Raw genomic sequence first — 18,347 nt, forward strand, 5'->3', positions numbered from 1 at the left:
TTATGACTATTGGCATGTAATAAGTTTCTTTCGGTCATAACAAGCAGGCGTTGGCTTGTTTGTCCGGTAATTTGCTTAACATCGTCAGCAATATCCTCAGACACAATACCTGCGCTAATATATCGGTCACTTGCCCCACGATTATTCAGGTTGGCTTTAACCCAATTCTCAAATGCCTTATGCCGCGCTTCACTTTTGTTGATTGCTTGGATAGTCTGACTACGTAAATCACGGTTTTTTGGCATCTAAGATTTTACGGATTAAAACGATGTCATTTCCTACCGCACTTTTGCCAACATTATTGCTCCATCCTGCGTCCGTGGTAATGGTGCCTTTATCGGTCGTTAGGCTATACACTTTGGCATGGGTTTCTTCGCCGGTGGCCTTATCCACGCCCGCAAGCGCCCAATCCTGTTTAATTCTGCCGCCCGATTGACTTACCTCAAGCCCCATTTTGTCTAACCGTCTTTGGCTTAACGCACGCACCGGCAACGACAATTCCAGCCATTGGGCGGATACATGACATCCCAAATCGGGTCGTCATAACGATACACCTTCTCGTGCAAGGCTAAATGACTTGCCCGAGTGCGACTATCTTTAATCGCCAAATATTGCCAATAGGGCTGTTCATCGGCGTTGGCCATTTGTTCGGCGTAGCGCGCGGCATGGTAAGCGGTGATTTTATTGGTGCGTAAAATCGTTTGTAAGCGGCGCGGACTGCCGAGCTGTATCGTCTGCTCCGTGCCGTTGGTATTAGACACTTTAACTTTTCCCCACCATCCCAACGCCTCCAGTTTGGGGCGCAAATTGTTGATATATTCGCGCTCCGGGATGCCTTTTTCAATGGCTTCCACGGTGGCCGTGCGGATAGTCTCTAAAATATCCATGCGGGTGACTTTTGCCACGGTAAACGCCCGCGCGTGGGCATCCTCAAGGGCTTCTTGCCAATTCCAGGCGATGGCATACCCCTTGGCCTTGAGATAGTCAACGGCAAGTTTAGGCTCCATGCGCAATAGCTCGCGCATATCTAGATTAGCGGTTGGCATTGAGACGTCCTATCAAGTCGCTAACAAATAATGCACGGGTAAGCATTTGCTCCAACGCGTCATCGTCCAAATCTTGATAGAGTTCGGCCAGGCGGGTTTGTGCGTATTCATAGCCACCTGTGCGGATAGCGTCCACAATCGGTTTTAACATCGGGTCAATCACCGACTCGTATTCTTCTGCCGTAGGCTCCAGCTCGTCGATTAAGTCGTCGGGGTCGCGGTGGATTGTGTTAAATTTAAGCTCCGGTAGGTTAGCGCTTAATATGGCTTTTTTGCGCGGGTCTTCCGGTTCGGCTTTGGGCTGTGTTCGGCTTAATACGTCTTCATTCTCGGCTGCAACAGGGATTTGCATTTTATCTTGCGCCCATTGCAACGGGATTTTAAACCCGATGTCAACTAACTTGCCCAATCCCTCACCAAAGCTATTAATATCCTCACTTTCGGCGGTGTCAAATTCAAATCGTGGTATGCGGCGCGCGTCGTTAAATGACTTACAGTTAAGCGCATAAAGCGGGTACACCAAATCACGGGTTAGCGTTGCGGCTAAGCGTTTTAAATCGGCGTCACGTAATTCTTGGCGCACCTCATTGTGTACATTGCCAAGGGCATTGGTCGAGGTCTTGCCATCAGATTGCGAGGTGAGCGTGCCGCCTAAAATCGCTTTAGACATGGATTTTTCCGCCCAGTCAATCATCGCCATAAATTCTGCCGCATTGCCGTCAGCCGCCTTGGCAAATTCAATCTCCATGGCGCGCGGGATGATGCCGCCTGCGTTATGACCGATACTCATTACCGCCCGTAACAATGTATTTTTCTCGTTGTTGGTAGCCCCTTCCGGATATTTACCAAGGCGCAATGGCAGGCCATAAATCTCCAAAAACTCGGCAAAATCTCGGGCGGAGTAGTTGCGATAAATAAACGCCAAACCAAGGTGCGCACAAGACCAATACGGGACAAATAACCCGTTTTCGCCTTGGCTATATGCGTAATCCATCCAAATTTAGCCAGCTCCACGCCTTTTTCTGTGCCATCGCGCAAGCGTAATGTATTGCGGTCATATTGCGGCGTCATAAACCACGCAGGGTCGCGCCAGTTAACATTACGGATTAATTTCAGGCCGCTGACAAGGCCCGGTTCCCACTCGATTTCTTGGCAACTAAACCCTTTCAAAATGGCGTCAGTCGCATCAAAAATGCAATCATCCAGCCACGTTGCGTCACGCAAGATTTCTTCGAGCATTTGTGCGTCTCGTTGTTCTGCCGCACCGGCATTAGGCGGCGGGGCAATTTGCCAATCCATTGTCAAGATGGCATTACGGCGCTTGCCGAGCTCCGATTGCAAGTGTGAGTCCTTTTCCTCCATATCTTCGGCCAATTCACATTGTCCGATTAAGTCGCCCATTTCAGCGGCACGTAATAATGTTGCCGCTTTGGATGGGGTAAGACCGCTTGCCGGGTGCTCACTATAATGACGTTGCAACCAACCTAAGCGGCTGTCATTTTCGGTTTGTAGCTCGTCATCAAAAGCAAATGGTTTGCCGTGGATGTCTAAAATTTTGCTTTGCATAAGTAATCCTTAAATATTATCCCAATCAGAGCCAAACTCGGCCTTAAGGTCTTCTTTTTCGCTGTTGGAGTATTCAAAATTTCGGCCGCCTGTCGCGCTTTGGTGTTTGGCGGGCAGTGGTGTAAACTCAATTTCTCCGCCCGTCATATAACTTGCTCGCACTGCCATACAATACGACACCGCGCTGTCTCCGTGGCGCTGTCCGCTTTTGCCTTGATTGCGGGCGCGGTCGATTTTCGGTACGCCATTAATCACCACAATGTGCCCTTGGTCTAAGATGATTTCTTCATCTTGCGGGATTTGGATCAGTCCGCTTTCATAGCGCTTTATATTTTGGCATCCACTCGCGGTACCATTTATCATTTAACTGCACCGTCTCGACCATGCTTGCGCCATAACGCAATAGCACGGACTCCGCTAAATACCCCCCGTTTCCGGTGGCATCAAATGCCGCACCGATAAAACGTGGGATGTGTTTTAACACAAAAAATACGATTTGTTTTTGTTGCTCATAAGGGCAATTACGCACCTCAAGGGTGATATCCATGTGGCGTGCCGTAGTCGGTTGCACGGCACAAACGCTAAAAATACTCAAGTCGCCTTTACGCGCAAAGTCACACCCAAACGAGTGACGCATATCTTTATCTAGCGCGTCTAAGTGCGGTAAAACGTCTTTGATTAGCCATTCATTGACTAGCGTAATACGCTCCATCTCACTGTAGTCTATAAACTTGCTGTCGCATTCAAATGCAAGTTTGACCTTATCCGGATTCGCCGCGCGGTCAACTAGCGGACGAGGGATATAACCACCGGAGCTTCGTTTTGGTACGCAGTAGTATTCTTCCAGTGCGTCTTCTTCCGTGGAGGTGTCACGCAATAAACCGCGCTTCCAGGCATCTTCTTTTGCTGGTGACCATTCCTGTTTTGACACCTGGCAAATACGTTGGTAAAGCCCCTCTTTGCACGCGTCATCTAGTGTAATAGTGTGGATGGAGTAGCTTTTGCGACCCGCGCGGCTATCTTGGATTAATTGGTTAAACAGATTGTCCACGCCGTTATGAGTTGAGATTAACCGCACTTTTGCGCCCCACATGGTAAGCGCAAGAGCCGCCTTCAGAACTTCGGCTAGTTTTTCGTGAAATGCCGCTTCGTCAATACACACGACCCCTTGCATACCACGCAAGTTTTTAGGGTTGGATGAGAGTGCTTTAATCTTAAAGCCCGATGCAAAGTAGATGACGTAGGTTAAAATGTCCTTGTCTTCGTCATCAAAAATCTCTTCTTGGATTTGCCCGGCGGCTTGGTTAAAGTTTTCCGCCCACATGGCCGCCGCGTCAATAAACTCGCGTGCCATCTCTTTGTTGGAGCCGATATAAAAAACATCAGACCCGCTGTCTGATTTTGCTCTGCCCGCAATTAATACATCATCTGCCGCTTCCGCCCAGGTTAAACCTGTTCGACGGGACTTTTCGGCAATTTTTAAAGGGCTATCATCAGCAACCCAGCGCTTTTGATAGCCCAATAATAATTCTTTCGGATCAAACGGGATAAAATCCGGTAACTTCATCATGCAATCCCCAAAATTTTTGCTTTCAGGTGGTCAACGGTTTCTTGCGATAGTCCGGCTTGCGAAATCACTTTTTCCGCCGTTTCTGCGGCAAGTTGCGCCACCTCTTTGCGAATTTTGCGCTCCCGCTCCTCGTTGATAGCTTGTGCTTGCTCAATTCGGTTGGCTACTAAAGCAAGCTGATTAATGACTTTAGGGTCGACATCATCATCTTGACCTAACGCCATGGCCTTATCAAAGGCAATGGTCTTGACCGCCTCCATTAAGAGTTTGCCAACATCCGATTGCGGCGCTTCGCCGATTTGCTTCGTCCAGATTTCGGCCATCTCGCGGCTTTCGCGGATTTTTGCCCCCATCTTTTCCATCTTGCTGGCATAGCGGTTAAGCCCTGTTTTGCTCAAAAGTGCGGTTTCCGGCAAGCCACAATCGCGGATGAGATCGTTAATTTCTTCCAAAATTTCAGCCTGTGAAAACATCTTGTCGCGCAACATCATGGCAAGGCGGGTTTTGATGTCCGGTGGTAATAAATCAACTTTTGATGCGCGCCCGCGGGTGGTTTTATCACTCATTTAAAGCCCCTTTAAAGTCGGTTTAAAGGTGAGGTGACGGGGCGTTTAACGCCGTCCACGATAACGCGCCCTTGTGCCACGTCTAACCCTCTTTGAGTGATGACGAGGACAAAAAACTCACCTTTGCCGGTGTCAATGCGCTTGATTTTGACTAACCTTGTTCTTCGAGCCAAATCGCATGATTGCGCACCAAATCGCGGCTGATGTTGTGTCCGTAGGCGGTTAATACATCTTGTAAGATGGACTCGTTAGCGTCGTAGCCGTCTTCCGCAAGCGTGCGGAGCATGACAAGACGTTGGTCTTTAGTAAAAATATCGTGCATGATTTATTCCTTTCGGTTCAAAACTTTATCTTCCAGCAATAAGCCCGTTTGGCGGCTAATTGCGCTTAATGTGGCGTTAGTGGCCTTCGTTTCGCCTTCAATTTTTGTCATCAATTTTTCAAGTGATGCAAAATCTTTTGCAGTGGGTAACGCGTCCACTTTTAATTCCATTTTTTGTCAACCGTTCATCGTTTTTTTCGATGCCATCTTGCAGCATGTAAATATCGCTTTTTTTGGCATATTTACTATCCATTTTGAGCCAAAAAAGGGTTCCTATAACGCCAAAAAGGGTGGCGATAATGCTCCAGTTTTTCTGGATAAAAGAGATAATTTCCATCATTTTTGTGATTCTTCGTGTTCTTGTTGACAACTTACACAACGCACACAGTGCGGCATGGCTTTAATGCGGGCTGGGGGGATAAGCGCACCGCAATCCATACAATACCGCGCCGTGTTCATGGCATTGGCAAATTGTTGCGCCGATGCCTGTTGTTTGCGCCAGTTATCCCACATTATTTCTTCCCTTTCTTGGGTTTTATCAACAATGTCATTCATTGGGTTGTGATTCCTTCTCGCAAATGGTGCGATAGGTTTTGTTATGGGCTAACACTTGGCGCAACGTGCCTAGCGTGTCCTTTTCCGAGGCTTTAATAATGGCAAAGCCTGCGCAACTATTATTCGGCGCGTAAGTCGTTGTTTTTGCGCAACTCGTCAACAACAGAGTCGCGACCAAGACCATGAGTTGTTTCATCATTTTTTTGCTTCACTTTGTAGTTTTTAACTTGTTTCTCAACGACCGCTTTTTCGGTCTTGAGCTGTTCGTTTTTGGTTGTTAATTCCGCGTTTGCACGAGACAGGCTCTCTGCGTGAGATTTAATTCTGCGGATTTTAAAAATACACATAGCCGATGATGGCCAAGATAACGGCGCCAAGCGCGCCAATTAGGCTTAAATTAATCATAATTAGGGTCTCTGTGTCTGTTGCGATTTAATGCGTTAGCAAAGCCCTTGGTTGCTGCACCGCCTGCGCAAAAAATGGCAAAGTACATAAACATTTCCGGCACATAAGGACGGTCAACCCATGCGCAAAAGCAGAGGATAACGGCCATTAAAATCGCGCCGAAAAACTGGATAAATGCGGTTGTGGACAATCGGCCGTCCGCGTTAGTGTAAAGCTGTGAAAACATAATTATTGCCCCTGTATAAGCTCGCAACGGTAAAAATTAACGCCTATTTTGAATTTGCCGTAATCTTGGCAATCGGTAACAACATCAAAACTGACGCTAATCACAGTAAACATAATGCCAATTAGACATACTGCGACAATCAAAAATAAAATCGCTATGTCAGTCTTGTCATGCATAAACGATATAACAGCACCAAAACTGCAAACGGCAAATAAACAGATCGGGAAGCCCCATCATTTACCCCTTATACAAATGGTCAAAGTTAATCATTTGCTCACTATCAAGCCATGCCCATACATCAAAACAAGGGCAATCTTTCAGCCACTCGTTCGGCGTAATCGTGCCGTCGCCGTTTAAATCAGGGCTTAAATCACGATGTCCACAAATGCGAGCACTGGGATGTTGACTTTCGAGTTTGCGTAAGAGTTTGTGCAGTGCAATCCACTGCGCCTCGGTGTATTCACCGTGGTTTTTGCCTCTTTTGGTGACGCCACCGACTAGGCAAATGCCGACGGAATGTTGGTTGTGGCCTTTTACATGCGCCCCGTCTTCACCAACTTGACGGCCTGTTTTCCACGGTGCCGTCAGTATCAATCACAAAGTGGTAGCCGATAGAGGTTAAGTGCGGGTTAAATTGTTTGCATTTTGCGGCGTCACGTTTAAATCCGCGCGGCTTTGTGCCACTCATCAATGCGTTGTGCGGCGGTTTGTGTGGCAGTGCGTAATTGATTGCCGTTTTGTGTGGCCGAGCAATGGATCACTATTTTGTGGATGGGTAAAGACATAAAAAAACTCCCTTTAATGTTTTAAAGGGAGTTTAAACAAAGTAAGGAGCTATTCGGGTTTATTGTCTATCACTAAATTTAGTAGGGTAATTCAGGCTGATAGCGTTTTTTGATGATGTTACGTTGTTTGCGGATAATAGCGTAAATATGCGGCTCAGACAAGCCGTAACGCTCACTTAATGCCCGCACATTACCGCCGTTAAAATCATTATAGATAGCATAGTCGCGGAGTGCTTCTTTTAGTCTGTCTGCGCGCGGCAGGTAGATAGCACGACCGCCGAGATAGTGCGATATGACAAGGATTATTTTTTCGATAGTCTTATCATCAAAGCTCTTTCCTTGTCGGCTAAATTCGGCTTTTAATCAACTGCACTAATTTGACTAACACGCTTTCCCAAGACTTGGATAATTCATCATCCGGAATGTGATCTAACTTATCAAATAACTGCCCGACCATCTCGTGGTCATCTGCAAATAAATCGTGTTGTTCGTCTGTCATACTTGCGCTCTCCGTTGCCATTTTTTCAAAATCTCAAGTAGTTTGTTGCTTCGTCGTCATCTAAACTTTGCACATTGAGCTTGATTAGCTGATTTGGTTGATTGTTTTTTGCTTTAAACAATGTATTGTGCATAAACCGATTTAACGCACGCTCCGAGCCGTCTTTAACAATGCCTGCTTTGTGCATTTGTATCCAAATTGCGCGGATTTTGTGAGTGATTCGGGATTTCACAATCGCATGTTCAGTTACCGGTGTTCTGCCTTTTCTGACTTGTGGTTTAAACCCCTTATCTTTCATGCTTTCGTACACTTTTAAAAGCTCCTCAATCGTCATTTTAGTGGTGCTTGTTTTGCCGGTTAGATTATCCAACAACACACGATAACTTAACTCATCCATATTTAACTTGCTTTTTGCAATATGGATCAGCTGGATAAGTTTAGGTTTAGTTAATTTAACGTCTAGTATCATTTTTCCATTCCAACCAAATTGTATATTCCGGCATATTCTTTACAAATTCCAATTGCCCAATAGCAGCATATTGCTCAATGTACTGTATTGCAGCCGTACGCTTGTCTTCTTCCAATTTTTCCGTATTTTCCACCGTACTTTTACCTTGCTCATTGCGCACCACAGCAAATAACGGTTTCGCCCCCTCATACACCTTTTTGAGATAATTGTGATTTGTTAACGCTACCACATTTCGGGTTTCACGGCGGTTTTTCATCACGCCACTGACAGTTTCGGTGAGCGCATGGGACAACAACGGACTCGGCTGATACATATCCAACACCTCTTGCATTAATTTTAATGCTCTTGAGTTAGATAATGCGCTTTTCCCGGTCTAAATAGGGAAATATAACTCACCAACGCACGGGCATTGTCGCCGCGTAAATTGGTAATAATACCCAACATTTCACGCCCCGCGTCATCTTCTAATAGCACATCCAAGTGGATGTCACTATGGCAAACCGGGCAACGGCATAATTTCACTTTAAAACTCCTTTAAACTAGGTTTAAAACACATTATTCAGCCCACTTCATCTAACTTATTCCCCTCTTTTGTAAAGAGGGTTAGGGAAGATTTAATGGACTGTAAATGGGTTTTAGTCGATTGGTGGTTGTGGCAACGGTTTCCAATGTGTTACACCTTCAAACTCTACACCGTCAAAACTACAAAATCCCATACCATCTTCAAAGTAGCTGCCCGTTCTAATTAGCCACCCGGATTCGGATTCCGGTACCTTCATTGCAAATAAAACTTCACTCCAATCGCCTGGCAACCGTTCCGAACACTTAATCCAGCCATTTTGTGGATACTCAACAAGCACCGGAGGATTTTCAACCATGTGAATGAACTCATCGGCATAGAGTTCTTTTTCCTCTTCGGTGAGCGGTCTGGTCGGTAAATCAAATCCGCCTAACACAACCCCAAAACACCCCTCTTTTATAGCGTCTTCAAGGTCAGTATCAAATCCATCATTTGTGCCAAATTCAAATATCTGGTCGACACAGTCTTGTGCTTGTGATTTAGCTTCGTCTAATGTATCGTGCGTTGTGAACTCACGTTCTAACGCGTCATAAGCAAAATATTTGTTCATTTTTATTTTCCTTGTAACATCAAAAATTCACTTTGTTTGATTTCCGTTAAACACTCAGGGATTGCCGGAAAATCATCACCACCGAAGCCTTCTGATTTCACCCGGTATTTTTGCGATAAAGTGATCGCTTGCCACACCACACACTGCGATATATGCCATGTTACTCGCAAACACCCAACAATTAAGCGCTAACTCGCTTATCATAAAATCATTAAAACTTGGATATTGATTTAATATATTTCTGAGTTCTTGGATTTTAGCGTTAAACGCCTTGCCGGCTTTGGTGCGATTGTTGCCGGTAATATTCACTTTCCCACCTTCAATCATTTCAAATTTATAGGTTTTATCCTCTTTAATTTTTTCAAATTCAGGATTGTTTTCGCTACATACAATGCCATAAATTCGACTTTCACTGCCGCGCCAAAACTCATAAAACGGGATAGTGTCAAAAATTACGTCTAATTCTTTGTTTCGTTGTTCGTGGTCGATATTCCATTGTTGATAAAGTGATTTAACCGGTTCAACATTTAATGCACATTTAAAATATCTAAATTCAGGTTTCATTTTTACCCCTTTCTCCATTCGCCCTTAGGCATTATTTCGGTTATGTCGGCGTCTGCCCATTTTAAAAATTTGGTTACGCTAATTTTCGGATAATGCCGTCCATCTTTTACTGACGGGCTGTCATATTGCAACCCCTGGACGAACCCTTCTTTGTTGTCATAAATCATCCCAACCCAAAGGATTTGTCTATCTCCCAATAAACGGGCGAATCCGTATGTTTGAGGGCGTTTCGCCGAATAAACATGCCCAACTTTTAGGTCTTCTGTTGTTAGCTCTGCCATACTCACTCCAACACCGGCGTAATCTTCCACGCCACACATTTCATTTCTCTGCTTGCTGCCTGTAATAGCTTCAAGCACGCTTTATCATCATCTTCCTGCCACATTTCCTTGGCCATTTCTAACTGCTCAATAATCTGTGCCAATTGGATAGTTACATGCGACTTTTTATCTTTGTCAATCATAGTATTCATCCCCTTTGGATGGCACAGGCTCAACCTCAATCACGTCATACACTTCGGTGATGATGTGCGCCATTTGGGTGAGGTCATTGTTATTCAAATCGCAAGCGTCCATCGCTTGTTGCATGTTTTCGGCTTCAATTGCAAATTCCACCGTGCAATCTAGCCTGACGAGATATTTAGCCATTATTCGCTCCTTAGTTGTTATTCTAAAACTCATTATTCAGCGCACTTAAACCGTGCTTAAATGCGCTGTAAATGGGCTTTATCGGCCTTTGCAAGCAAGCAAGATCACAATCAATGCAAAGCTAGCCCACCCCCATATACTCAGCAGTGTTATTAAGCGTTCATCCATCTTGCTTTACCTCCGTTTGTTTCTTGCGTTTTAATCTTGGGTGCCAGTGTTCGCAAAATTCACCGCGCGTAATTGCCCAATCTTGATTAACCGTTTTTTTGGCGATATCTGCCGCCTTAAACCAAAGCGTCGCGGCATAACTCAAATCCCCCGCACGTTCCACTTCAACGGCCAGCTCGGATAAGTCCTTGTAGGTCATTTCCATGATTAATCCCGTCTAATTGAGTTTAATATTCGGGTGTAATCTGCTGCGGTGACTCTATCCGCCGTCACAGTTGACCCGTTGACAAAGTTAAATGTCAGTTTTACGGTCCCATCTTCGTTTTTATCCGCTTTAATGATGGTTACTTGGTCTAAATTAATTAGGTCCGGATATTCTTTTCTTCCTGTTAATCCTAAGTAGTTCATTTTGCGCTCCTTAAATGCTTGCTAAATCAAGACTAATTGGTTCGTATTTGTCGGTGTCGCCGACGCGTTTATAAACTCGGATATAGCTTTTTGAGCCAACCACCTGCACGCTGTCGGAGATAGCGTCCATCGCGCATTTCCAGCGTGGGTCTTGGATGTCCACGCGGCGTAGGGCTAAAATCTTGTTTGAGTTAAGATTGCCTTCCTTATCCACGTCAAACGCGCGGTCAATAATGGTTTTAAGCTCAGGGCGACTGCCTTCTGTCCAGTCTTGCAAACAGGCGTCAATTAATGCTTTAGCCGCTTGGATGCGTTCATCAAATTGCAATGATTCGGCGATAGCGCGTTGCACTTTGTATTCACCGTCAAAGCTATAAAGTGTGACGTTGCCTTTTTTACCGCCTAAATTTGCGCCATACTGCGCAGCGGAAAGTTCGACAAAGGCGGCGATGTCGCCAAACACTTCACTTTTAAAGTCTTTCATGACTTGGTTAGTCGCTACGGCCTTGCGCACAATTTCAAGCACCAACTCATCTCGCACTTTGTCGATTTCTTTAATTGATGCCTCAGGGATAAGCGCGCCGCGTGCGTCTTTGCGATAGCCTTCGGGGATTGTTACTTTTTGAGTTTCCATTTGTTTTTCCTTTTTTTACGGGTTACTAAAATCAGTGTTTGGGTAGTGTTTGGCGAGCCATGCACGCACTTCTTTTTCGGCTTCGGCCGTCAATGGCGGTGGCATATCGCCAAATTCTTCGCGCCATTCTGCATTTGCCGCTTGTTGCCAACACAACTCATCGCTATCAGCACATTTCAGCGTTTCCGCTTGGGCGACACCGCTCAAAAGTGCGGTCAAAATCAAAGCCGTTTTTAAGGTTTTCATCAGTTGCCCCCGGTCATTTGTTTTTGTGCGATTAAAATCAGGTCTAATGTAATTGCGGTGCCCTGTGCTTTGGCGGTGATAGCGGCAAGTTTTAAATACTGCGTCAACGCGCGTAAACCGCCTGCCTTGGTGCCGATACTATTAAGTACGGTCATCAAATCTTTATCGTCAGTATCCAAACCCCAAGCACCTGCAATCGCTTTAATATCGGCCTTACTGCTCCCCTTGATAGGCGTATGCTTACCAATACGGCTCCAAAGGCGCGCATATTCGTGCGCTTGGTTCACCCCGCCTTGGATGCGGTTGTAAACCTTGTCGTTACCGATTAGGGCAAAGCCGACTTCGACTTCTTCTTGGATAATGCGGATTTCTTCAAGAGCGTCATAAGGCAAGTGGTCGCTTTCATCGATAATCACCAAACCTTTTGATTTTTGTAGCTTTTTAACAATTAAACGGCTTAGGCGGTCTTTACGGCGTGGCGCATCATTAATGCCAAGCTCTAATGCCAATTCATACAAAATACTGCTTAACGTGGCGCGTGCCGGGCTTGCGGTAATCATCCACACGTTGGTGTTGTGTTGTTGATAGGCTTGGCAGGCTTTCGTTTTGCCTACGCCACTGGCGCCGTAAATGGTCACCATCGTTGGCAAAATGCGCGCCATATCAAGCACACCAAACACCGTTTTAGCAGTCGGGATTTCGATAAAACTTGGCGCTTCAACAAACACCTGCACTTTACGTTCGTTTAAGGCCATCCAGTTTTTAATGGGTTCTTCCACTGTTTCTACATTGCCGGTGTATTTTTCGTTTAGCCATGCACTCAATGCCCCGCCGTTTACGCCCGTTTCGCGCGCTAACTTGGCTTGCGTGAGCTTGCCTTGTTTGATTAATAAGCTAATTTGCTCTCTTAATGTCATTTTTTTCGCTCCTTAAAGGTGGTTTAAACTGGCTTTAAAGCCCTTTTTCTTCTTTCAACATGGCGATGCCTTTCATCAGCCATTGTTCGGCTTCGTCTTCTTGTTCATCCTCCGGCACGACTTCCACTTTGCGTAATGCGGTGCCTTCTTTAATGACTTGCCACATTTGGGCTTCCGCCTCTTGGTTTTCTTCAAACTCCACCGGTGGCATATAGGCGGCTGCCTCTTGGATTGCCATATCCTGTGCCGCTTTCGCCGCTTTTTGGGTGTGGCGTACAAATTCGCGCTCTTTGCGAGAGTGGTCTTGTGCCGCACTTGTGTCGCCAAAGGCGGCATCCACCGTACAGTGCGCCTCGGCTAAATAACTTCCATCCAAGCTGTACACCCAAACCGCATCGTGCAAATTGTTCGGGTCGTAACGCACCACCACTTTCTTGTGGCTTGTACCAATCAACTCGTAAGCCTCGTATCGGTTGCGTAATCCTTGCACTTCGCCACCGGCTTTTAACGTAAAGGTGCCGTTGTCTTTTAGCGTGACTTCTTCGTGTAATGTGAGTAAGTAGCGCAGTTGTTCAGGCGTTGCCCAACGTTTCTCGGCAACCGCATAATCCCGTTCAAATGCTTGATTAAAACTCAGTTTGCCTTGGCAAATTTCAGTGGCGCGGTCTTGGCGTTCGTTAAACATCTGTATGCCTTCTTCGAGGGCTAAAATAAAACTCTCATAGTCCACGCCCGCCTTGTTGCCTTGGTAGTTATCAGGCTTGTCTAATGCGTTGTCACCTGCGTGGTAGCCGGCAAGTAAAGGGTGCTTATCCACAAGCTCACCCAAGCCACCGTGCGAAAATGCACGCTCAATCGGCTTGGCTTGCCCCCGTCCTCGGCCGTAGCGCACCGTTGTCCAGTGCAGTTGGATGCCAAGCGCCGGAATAATCCCTTGCACCTCATCTTCCCGCACTTTAAAGCGGTAACGGTTTTTCACCCCGCCTGTCATTTTCTTATTGGCTGCCGCTTTGGTGTTGTCGATGGTTAAGTGTTTCGGGATACCGTACTTATTCACGACATCAAGCAACGCCAAGCGGATCATGTTGGTGTTTTCCGACTCATCGCACCGATACGCCAAGATTTTGCGGGTGCGCACATCCTGCCAAAGCCACGTTTTAGGGCGGATAATGTGGCCGTTATGCCATCTCACCCAAACGTTATGCTTATAACCGTCCCCGTTGACCCATTCCATTGCTTCAATGCCGGCAACGGTACGAATGAGCGATGGATACATGCGGCTCAACGCATAAGTGCCATCTCTTAAATAGGTTTGGTGGGTTTTTGGGATTTCGCGCAAGATTTTGCGCTTAATACTAGAGGGGCTTGGGATAACCCAACCGTTCGCACTTGCCGCACGTTTCAAGCGTTCATAACAAGATCCAAACTGAGGGCGCTCATTACGGAAATAGTCGGCGCGGAAAAATGCCCAGGCTTCAGAGGTAAAAGCGGCCTCGCGGCTTTCGCTGTGCGCACCGTAGCTATCCATTAAAAGCGGTAGCCACAAACTACGATCAGCGTCTTTAACTTGATACCACCAAGACTTAAGTGCACTCACCGTGACCGATTTCTCGCCATCTTGGTTGTGTTTATGGCATACCAATGCCAACGCATCCAAAATCTTCACGCCACCGTTGACCAATTCGGCCACCGCAAACATAATGCCAAGCTTCATTTGCGCTTTTTGTTGTTGCTTTGCCGTGCCTTGTTCATAGGTCGCCCACAACAACTGCGCATCAACAGGCGCACTTTCCTCGGCTAAAACTGGGAGATTTTTCACCGCACTTTTGCCAAGTTTCACCACGATTTCGGCTTGCACGTCTTCCGGCATGGATTTCACGGCATATTCAACACCACCGCCTTTACCAACTCTTTTTTGAGTTGCCCAGCAATTCTTTTTAGCTTGGTAAAGTATTCCTTGCACCGAATTAGGCAAAGTTGCTAAACTTAAACCAACTAATTCTTTTGCTGAGTAGTGTGTTTTTAAGTTGTTTACGCTCATAAATAACCTCAAAACTATCTGTCAGCATATTTTTTAAGGTTGCGTTGCTCATAGCGAGATGCCCAAATCACTTCGGCAGGTACGCCAATCGCTTCAGCAATAATGCGTTCACCTTTCAACCATGGACGGTCTAACGCATTTTTTAACGTGCTTCCGTTGCTGTAACCGTGTTTCAACGATAACTGGCGCAACGACCAACCTTTTTTTGCTAATGCAGCTTTGATGTCTTCTCTATGCCAATCAATAGCTGTTTTTTTAGTTTCCATTTATGTCCTCATTAGATAACTTCACTCGTTAATCTAATGAGGATAATAAACCATAAAAACAACTCAATCAACTTTAAAAAAGTCATTTTAAAGTTAATTGATTAAAAATTAAGCGTTGTTTTAAGGGTTGTTTATTGTATCTCTTTGAAATCAATAACTTTTAATTCAACTTTAAAAACATTAAAGAAAATACAAGGATTTTTTAAAGTTATGCGTGTTAAGTTTAAAAACAACTCATCAATAGGAAGTCGAATTAGAGAGTTAAGAGAGCAGAAAAAAATCTCCAGAAATGCCATGGCAGAGAATTTGGGGCTTTCGTTATCTGCCTTGCAGAATTGGGAAACAAGTCAAACTGAGCCTATAGCTTCAATGATTATTACCCTTGCGGAAGAATTAGGGGTTGAGCCTAGTTATTTACTAACTGGCGAGAAGAACGGGGATGTTGATAGTCCTCCGATTAAACGCGCACAAAAGCACGAAATAAGCGGAGTTTCAATGATTGACTGCTTTTGTTCGGTAAACGTGTCGGCAGGCTTTGGCAGCTTTAACGAGGGCGTAACCGCGCCCGACGGGCAAGTGCCATATTCGGACAGCCTGTTGCAAAAGCTCGGCATTAAACCAACGCACGCCGCCGTATTTTGGGCAGATGGCACATCCATGCGCCCAACCATTGATGACGGCGATCAGATGTTGGTTGACCTCTCTAAAAAAGAGATCAAGGGCGATAAAATCTATTTAGTGCAAAACGGCGAAAGCGTGTGGGTTAAGCGTGTAAAACTCAACTGGAACGGCATAGAGCTCATTTCAGACAACAAAGAAGAGTACGCCCCGATAACGCTAACCAAAGAGGAAGCGGACAATTTAGAGATAATCGGACAAGTTGCCTACATCGGCAAAAGCGTAATTTAAACGGTCTTTAAACGTTTTTTAAACGCCTTTTTGTTTTTCTACAATTAAGTGGCTAAAACCGCCCTTTTTAGATTTTAGCCACTTTTTTTCTAAAACCAACTTTAACGACAAAACCACCCAACAAAAAAGGCCAAAATTTCTTTCAGCCCTTTATTTCATTGATTCTTTCCCGCTTAATTCCGTTTAATTCAATTTAAGTCCTAACCTGTTATCAATTTCTAATATTAAGTGGTTGGGTACACAGATTATTTTTTAACTGAGTGGAAACATCACACAAGTCATTTAAATCCCAACTTTTCGGGTGAATGTTTTGCATTAACAGACGGGTAAAAATCCCGGTCCCACAACCGATTTCCAGCACATTCTGAAAACCGCTTAACTGATTATTTAATAATATTTGAAGCAAATGCTGCCCAATTTTCTGCTGAGCAACAGAATTTTGCTCATAACTTTCTAATGCCGCATGAAAGAATTGTGCAACACGTTGTTTATTAATCATCATGATTATTGTAATTAAAATGTAGGAAGAATTTAAAAGAGATGCCATCACAAAATGAGAGGTTCCTTAGGTACCGCATGCCTAGATAAGTGATGAAAAAATTGGGTATTATTGTAACGTAAAAACCCTCAAATTTTACGGATTTACAAGAAATTTACACTGAATTACATAGAGTTACTCGAGGTTATACAGTATTGCACTCTGCTATAAAACATAAAATCAACTCGCTAAAAAAAGTAACAATAACTGTATTCCTGTACCGTATAAAACATACTTCCACAACCTTAAAGCACCTTGCACGCGTTCGGCAATATTACGGTCGCCTTGTGGCATTTTCCGTTTTAACACACCAAGTGCCTTATCTAATTCTTCCGTAGTAATGTGCTGATGTGCCAAATCGCTAAATAGCATTTGATCAAAATAAATCCGAATATGTAAATAGAGTAAGGCCGCGCAAAGTAAAATCTGTAAACAGAAGAAGCCTGAATCAAGGCGGAAAGACAACGCAAACACCACGAGATTCAATACACCGATGTAACGTGCCGTAGCAAGCAAATGAGAGGTTAAACGGGCTTGTGCAGACATAATTTCCTCCTAAAAGTGCGGTCAGTTTTTATCGCGTTTTTTGCAAGAGATAGATCGCCTCCAACACTTTTTGTTTCGTAGCTGCGGGCAATATCATATTGGGACGCGCAACACGAAGCTGTCGTTGGGCTTCGGTTAAATTATCACAACCTCCATAAACTGCCAACCAAACCAGCATCGCAGCGGCACTGCGGCCATAACCCAAAGCACAACAGATCAATACTGATTGGTGGTTATTGTGCAAACGTTGCATTTCCTGCGCCGTCCGCACAAGCTCGGTAGATTCGGGGGGAACCATATCCAACATTGGTATGAAAACATAATCCTTGGGCGGATTTATACAAGGATATTCGGCACACAGGTCCAACACGGCCTCAAAGTTTGCCGCTTGCGTGACACTACCGATAAACACTCCAGGTAACACTTCCGACACTTTCACTTGATGTCGTAACCAATAAAAAATATTCAGTCTCACACCTAACAAATAGGGCAAAAGCAATAGGGTGGCCGCCATGCTATGTCTGCCGTTCGGTTGTTTTTGAAATAACTTTGCCCCTGACCATAGATAAGCATATGCCACCAGCAATAATGCAATGCTAATCCAAATAAACCAAAGATAGGCCCCGCCAAGAAAAGTCGGCAGGAAGAAAATGAGCGCGCCCGCTAAGTAATATCGCATGAGCTTAAAACGAAATCTATCGGCTCTTGTACCATGTAACGGACTTGCTCCTTCATAAGGCAACGCCCATAAAATCAAACAGCCCACCAGAACACCGGTAGGAATATCAATAAAATGATGTTGGTAAGTCGTCAATACGGATAACGCAATTAATCCAAGCCAAATAATTAAAGGCAAACGCCAGATTTTCGGTAAATAACGCCAATAAAATGAACCAACAATGATCGTCAGAATAATATGTAACGACGGCGCTTGGTTATAAGGTTGATCAAAAGTCGCCAAGGAATCGAATAACAGCGTTGAAAACCCGTCTGCAGGCGGTTTTTGCCAACTAAATTGCAGCGGAAATAGAAGAAAACAACAGATGGCAATCAACTGCGCCAATAATAATTGTGCCACATAATGTTGTAATTCCCGCTTGTCACGAGCCAAAAAGAACGCCAACGCATACATGGCATTGAGCGACCAATAAGGTACGATTGTCCATGCCAGAAAAGGAATATGTTCTTCCCAAGCAAAGACAATCTCCGCCACATTCTCCTGTTGTGCACTAAACCAATTACTGAAGCCGTAAGTTGCGTAGAACAGCACACCTACAGCAACTAAATAACCGAGACGATGCGACACCGCTTTTTTCATAGGCAT

At 45.0% G+C, this 18,347-nt stretch carries 23 protein-coding genes and 9 pseudogenes; 1 reads left to right on the forward strand and 31 read right to left on the reverse strand.

Annotated elements, in window-relative coordinates; genetic code table 11:
• Positions 1 to 5 precede the first annotated feature (5 nt).
• From EL144_RS11365 to EL144_RS00130, 28 genes and pseudogenes are all read right to left on the reverse strand, one after another.
• Positions 6 to 1,046, reverse strand: a pseudogene (locus EL144_RS11365) (phage head morphogenesis protein); the annotation flags it as partial.
• A pseudogene (locus EL144_RS00010) lies at positions 1,033 to 2,612 on the reverse strand (DUF935 domain-containing protein). The pseudogenes EL144_RS00010 and EL144_RS11365, both read right to left, overlap by 14 nt.
• Before the next feature lie 9 nt (positions 2,613 to 2,621).
• A pseudogene (locus tag EL144_RS00015) lies at positions 2,622 to 4,182 on the reverse strand (terminase large subunit domain-containing protein).
• Complete coding sequence (locus EL144_RS00020) at positions 4,179 to 4,748, reverse strand: DUF3486 family protein (protein ID WP_005705101.1); 570 nt, start codon at positions 4,746 to 4,748, stop codon at positions 4,179 to 4,181. The pseudogene EL144_RS00015 and the gene EL144_RS00020 overlap by 4 nt, the downstream one beginning before the upstream one ends.
• Before the next feature lie 11 nt (positions 4,749 to 4,759).
• A pseudogene (locus EL144_RS00025) lies at positions 4,760 to 5,070 on the reverse strand (VpaChn25_0724 family phage protein).
• A gap of 3 nt (positions 5,071 to 5,073) precedes the next feature.
• A complete protein-coding gene (locus EL144_RS11745; protein ID WP_407923661.1) occupies positions 5,074 to 5,181 on the reverse strand; it encodes a DUF2730 family protein in 108 nt (35 codons plus the stop codon).
• Between the two features lie 7 nt (positions 5,182 to 5,188).
• Positions 5,189 to 5,410, reverse strand: coding sequence for a DUF2730 family protein (locus EL144_RS00030; RefSeq protein ID WP_232010630.1), 222 nt, complete (start codon positions 5,408 to 5,410; stop codon positions 5,189 to 5,191).
• On the reverse strand, positions 5,407 to 5,625 hold the full coding sequence (locus EL144_RS00035; protein WP_005705097.1) for a TraR/DksA C4-type zinc finger protein: 219 nt from the start codon (positions 5,623 to 5,625) through the stop codon (positions 5,407 to 5,409). Before EL144_RS00035 ends, EL144_RS00030 begins: the two co-directional genes overlap by 4 nt.
• A complete protein-coding gene (locus EL144_RS00040) occupies positions 5,618 to 5,824 on the reverse strand; it encodes a hypothetical protein (protein ID WP_089503477.1) in 207 nt (68 codons plus the stop codon). Before EL144_RS00040 ends, EL144_RS00035 begins: the two co-directional genes overlap by 8 nt.
• The gene (locus EL144_RS00045; RefSeq protein WP_232010631.1) at positions 5,745 to 5,972 is read right to left on the reverse strand and encodes a DUF2681 domain-containing protein; all 228 of its coding nucleotides are present in this window, start codon (positions 5,970 to 5,972) and stop codon (positions 5,745 to 5,747) included. The genes EL144_RS00040 and EL144_RS00045 overlap by 80 nt, the downstream gene beginning before the upstream one ends.
• Before the next feature lie 50 nt (positions 5,973 to 6,022).
• Positions 6,023 to 6,256 carry a DUF2644 domain-containing protein gene (locus tag EL144_RS00050; protein WP_005705095.1) on the reverse strand — a complete coding sequence of 78 codons (234 nt, stop codon included), beginning with the start codon at positions 6,254 to 6,256 and terminating at the stop codon, positions 6,023 to 6,025.
• Positions 6,257 to 6,493: 237 nt separating this feature from the next.
• Positions 6,494 to 7,041 (reverse strand): annotated as a pseudogene (locus tag EL144_RS00055) (N-acetylmuramoyl-L-alanine amidase).
• Between the two features lie 78 nt (positions 7,042 to 7,119).
• A complete protein-coding gene (locus tag EL144_RS11415) occupies positions 7,120 to 7,356 on the reverse strand; it encodes a Mor transcription activator family protein (RefSeq protein WP_331251155.1) in 237 nt (78 codons plus the stop codon).
• Positions 7,357 to 7,387: 31 nt separating this feature from the next.
• Positions 7,388 to 7,540, reverse strand: a complete 153-nt coding sequence (locus EL144_RS11420) for a hypothetical protein (RefSeq protein ID WP_232010632.1) — start codon at positions 7,538 to 7,540, stop codon at positions 7,388 to 7,390.
• Positions 7,537 to 8,009 (reverse strand): annotated as a pseudogene (locus tag EL144_RS00065) (gp16 family protein). The gene EL144_RS11420 and the pseudogene EL144_RS00065 overlap by 4 nt, the downstream one beginning before the upstream one ends.
• Positions 7,993 to 8,531 (reverse strand): annotated as a pseudogene (locus EL144_RS00070) (hypothetical protein). Before EL144_RS00070 ends, EL144_RS00065 begins: the two co-directional pseudogenes overlap by 17 nt.
• A gap of 113 nt (positions 8,532 to 8,644) precedes the next feature.
• Positions 8,645 to 9,139, reverse strand: a complete 495-nt coding sequence (locus EL144_RS00075; protein WP_005705088.1) for a DUF551 domain-containing protein — start codon at positions 9,137 to 9,139, stop codon at positions 8,645 to 8,647.
• Between the two features lie 2 nt (positions 9,140 to 9,141).
• A pseudogene (locus EL144_RS00080) lies at positions 9,142 to 9,703 on the reverse strand (DUF5420 family protein).
• A 2-nt stretch (positions 9,704 to 9,705) separates the two neighbouring features.
• Complete coding sequence (locus tag EL144_RS00085) at positions 9,706 to 9,984, reverse strand: hypothetical protein (RefSeq protein WP_005705085.1); 279 nt, start codon at positions 9,982 to 9,984, stop codon at positions 9,706 to 9,708.
• 2 nt (positions 9,985 to 9,986) lie between these two features.
• Positions 9,987 to 10,166, reverse strand: a complete 180-nt coding sequence (locus tag EL144_RS00090; protein ID WP_005705084.1) for a hypothetical protein — start codon at positions 10,164 to 10,166, stop codon at positions 9,987 to 9,989.
• Positions 10,159 to 10,350, reverse strand: a complete 192-nt coding sequence (locus tag EL144_RS00095; RefSeq protein WP_032995457.1) for a hypothetical protein — start codon at positions 10,348 to 10,350, stop codon at positions 10,159 to 10,161. Before EL144_RS00095 ends, EL144_RS00090 begins: the two co-directional genes overlap by 8 nt.
• Before the next feature lie 160 nt (positions 10,351 to 10,510).
• On the reverse strand, positions 10,511 to 10,723 hold the full coding sequence (locus tag EL144_RS00100; protein ID WP_005705082.1) for an ANR family transcriptional regulator: 213 nt from the start codon (positions 10,721 to 10,723) through the stop codon (positions 10,511 to 10,513).
• Positions 10,724 to 10,725: 2 nt separating this feature from the next.
• Positions 10,726 to 10,926, reverse strand: coding sequence for a hypothetical protein (locus tag EL144_RS00105; RefSeq protein ID WP_005705081.1), 201 nt, complete (start codon positions 10,924 to 10,926; stop codon positions 10,726 to 10,728).
• Between the two features lie 10 nt (positions 10,927 to 10,936).
• A complete protein-coding gene (locus tag EL144_RS00110) occupies positions 10,937 to 11,560 on the reverse strand; it encodes a DUF3164 family protein (RefSeq protein WP_005705080.1) in 624 nt (207 codons plus the stop codon).
• A gap of 15 nt (positions 11,561 to 11,575) precedes the next feature.
• Entirely contained in the window at positions 11,576 to 11,806 is a 231-nt protein-coding gene (locus EL144_RS00115) for a hypothetical protein (RefSeq protein WP_005705079.1), read from the reverse strand.
• The gene (locus EL144_RS00120) at positions 11,806 to 12,723 is read right to left on the reverse strand and encodes an AAA family ATPase (RefSeq protein WP_005705078.1); all 918 of its coding nucleotides are present in this window, start codon (positions 12,721 to 12,723) and stop codon (positions 11,806 to 11,808) included. The genes EL144_RS00115 and EL144_RS00120 overlap by 1 nt, the downstream gene beginning before the upstream one ends.
• A 34-nt stretch (positions 12,724 to 12,757) precedes the next feature.
• On the reverse strand, positions 12,758 to 14,764 hold the full coding sequence (locus tag EL144_RS00125) for a transposase domain-containing protein (RefSeq protein ID WP_005705076.1): 2,007 nt from the start codon (positions 14,762 to 14,764) through the stop codon (positions 12,758 to 12,760).
• Positions 14,765 to 14,778: 14 nt separating this feature from the next.
• Complete coding sequence (locus EL144_RS00130) at positions 14,779 to 15,030, reverse strand: helix-turn-helix domain-containing protein (protein ID WP_005544208.1); 252 nt, start codon at positions 15,028 to 15,030, stop codon at positions 14,779 to 14,781.
• A 210-nt stretch (positions 15,031 to 15,240) separates the two neighbouring features.
• Between EL144_RS00130 and EL144_RS00135 the strand changes: the two genes are divergently transcribed.
• Positions 15,241 to 15,939: an XRE family transcriptional regulator gene (locus EL144_RS00135; RefSeq protein WP_032995454.1), complete on the forward strand. Its 699-nt coding sequence runs from the start codon at positions 15,241 to 15,243 to the stop codon at positions 15,937 to 15,939.
• Positions 15,940 to 16,180: 241 nt separating this feature from the next.
• Here EL144_RS00135 and EL144_RS00140 read toward each other — a convergent pair.
• The 3 genes and pseudogenes from EL144_RS00140 to EL144_RS00150 all read right to left on the reverse strand — a co-directional run.
• A pseudogene (locus tag EL144_RS00140) lies at positions 16,181 to 16,441 on the reverse strand (malonyl-ACP O-methyltransferase BioC); the annotation flags it as partial.
• Between the two features lie 216 nt (positions 16,442 to 16,657).
• Positions 16,658 to 17,023, reverse strand: coding sequence for a hypothetical protein (locus tag EL144_RS00145; RefSeq protein ID WP_005704925.1), 366 nt, complete (start codon positions 17,021 to 17,023; stop codon positions 16,658 to 16,660).
• A 28-nt stretch (positions 17,024 to 17,051) separates the two neighbouring features.
• Positions 17,052 to 18,347, reverse strand: coding sequence for a phosphatase PAP2/dual specificity phosphatase family protein (locus EL144_RS00150; protein WP_005704926.1), 1,296 nt, complete (start codon positions 18,345 to 18,347; stop codon positions 17,052 to 17,054).

The sequence above is a fragment of the Aggregatibacter aphrophilus ATCC 33389 genome, assembly GCF_900636915.1.
GTDB lineage: Bacteria > Pseudomonadota > Gammaproteobacteria > Enterobacterales > Pasteurellaceae > Aggregatibacter > Aggregatibacter aphrophilus.

Coding starts and splice junctions, on each gene's coding strand:
- EL144_RS00110 (WP_005705080.1), bottom strand. CDS start 11,560: ATGGAAACTCAAAAAGTAACAATCCCCGAAGGCTATCGCAAAGACGCA.
- EL144_RS00020 (WP_005705101.1), bottom strand. CDS start 4,748: ATGAGTGATAAAACCACCCGCGGGCGCGCATCAAAAGTTGATTTATTA.
- EL144_RS00145 (WP_005704925.1), bottom strand. CDS start 17,023: ATGTCTGCACAAGCCCGTTTAACCTCTCATTTGCTTGCTACGGCACGT.
- EL144_RS00030 (WP_232010630.1), bottom strand. CDS start 5,410: ATGATGGAAATTATCTCTTTTATCCAGAAAAACTGGAGCATTATCGCC.
- EL144_RS00130 (WP_005544208.1), bottom strand. CDS start 15,030: ATGGAAACTAAAAAAACAGCTATTGATTGGCATAGAGAAGACATCAAA.
- EL144_RS00050 (WP_005705095.1), bottom strand. CDS start 6,256: ATGTTTTCACAGCTTTACACTAACGCGGACGGCCGATTGTCCACAACC.
- EL144_RS00090 (WP_005705084.1), bottom strand. CDS start 10,166: ATGATTGACAAAGATAAAAAGTCGCATGTAACTATCCAATTGGCACAG.
- EL144_RS11745 (WP_407923661.1), bottom strand. CDS start 5,181: ATGACAAAAATTGAAGGCGAAACGAAGGCCACTAACGCCACATTAAGC.
- EL144_RS00085 (WP_005705085.1), bottom strand. CDS start 9,984: ATGGCAGAGCTAACAACAGAAGACCTAAAAGTTGGGCATGTTTATTCG.
- EL144_RS00125 (WP_005705076.1), bottom strand. CDS start 14,764: ATGAGCGTAAACAACTTAAAAACACACTACTCAGCAAAAGAATTAGTT.
- EL144_RS11420 (WP_232010632.1), bottom strand. CDS start 7,540: ATGACAGACGAACAACACGATTTATTTGCAGATGACCACGAGATGGTC.
- EL144_RS00075 (WP_005705088.1), bottom strand. CDS start 9,139: ATGAACAAATATTTTGCTTATGACGCGTTAGAACGTGAGTTCACAACG.
- EL144_RS00135 (WP_032995454.1), top strand. CDS start 15,241: ATGCGTGTTAAGTTTAAAAACAACTCATCAATAGGAAGTCGAATTAGA.
- EL144_RS00115 (WP_005705079.1), bottom strand. CDS start 11,806: ATGAAAACCTTAAAAACGGCTTTGATTTTGACCGCACTTTTGAGCGGT.
- EL144_RS00100 (WP_005705082.1), bottom strand. CDS start 10,723: ATGGAAATGACCTACAAGGACTTATCCGAGCTGGCCGTTGAAGTGGAA.
- EL144_RS00095 (WP_032995457.1), bottom strand. CDS start 10,350: ATGGCTAAATATCTCGTCAGGCTAGATTGCACGGTGGAATTTGCAATT.
- EL144_RS00150 (WP_005704926.1), bottom strand. CDS start 18,347: ATGCCTATGAAAAAAGCGGTGTCGCATCGTCTCGGTTATTTAGTTGCT.
- EL144_RS00105 (WP_005705081.1), bottom strand. CDS start 10,926: ATGAACTACTTAGGATTAACAGGAAGAAAAGAATATCCGGACCTAATT.
- EL144_RS00045 (WP_232010631.1), bottom strand. CDS start 5,972: ATGTGTATTTTTAAAATCCGCAGAATTAAATCTCACGCAGAGAGCCTG.
- EL144_RS00040 (WP_089503477.1), bottom strand. CDS start 5,824: ATGATGAAACAACTCATGGTCTTGGTCGCGACTCTGTTGTTGACGAGT.
- EL144_RS00120 (WP_005705078.1), bottom strand. CDS start 12,723: ATGACATTAAGAGAGCAAATTAGCTTATTAATCAAACAAGGCAAGCTC.
- EL144_RS00035 (WP_005705097.1), bottom strand. CDS start 5,625: ATGAATGACATTGTTGATAAAACCCAAGAAAGGGAAGAAATAATGTGG.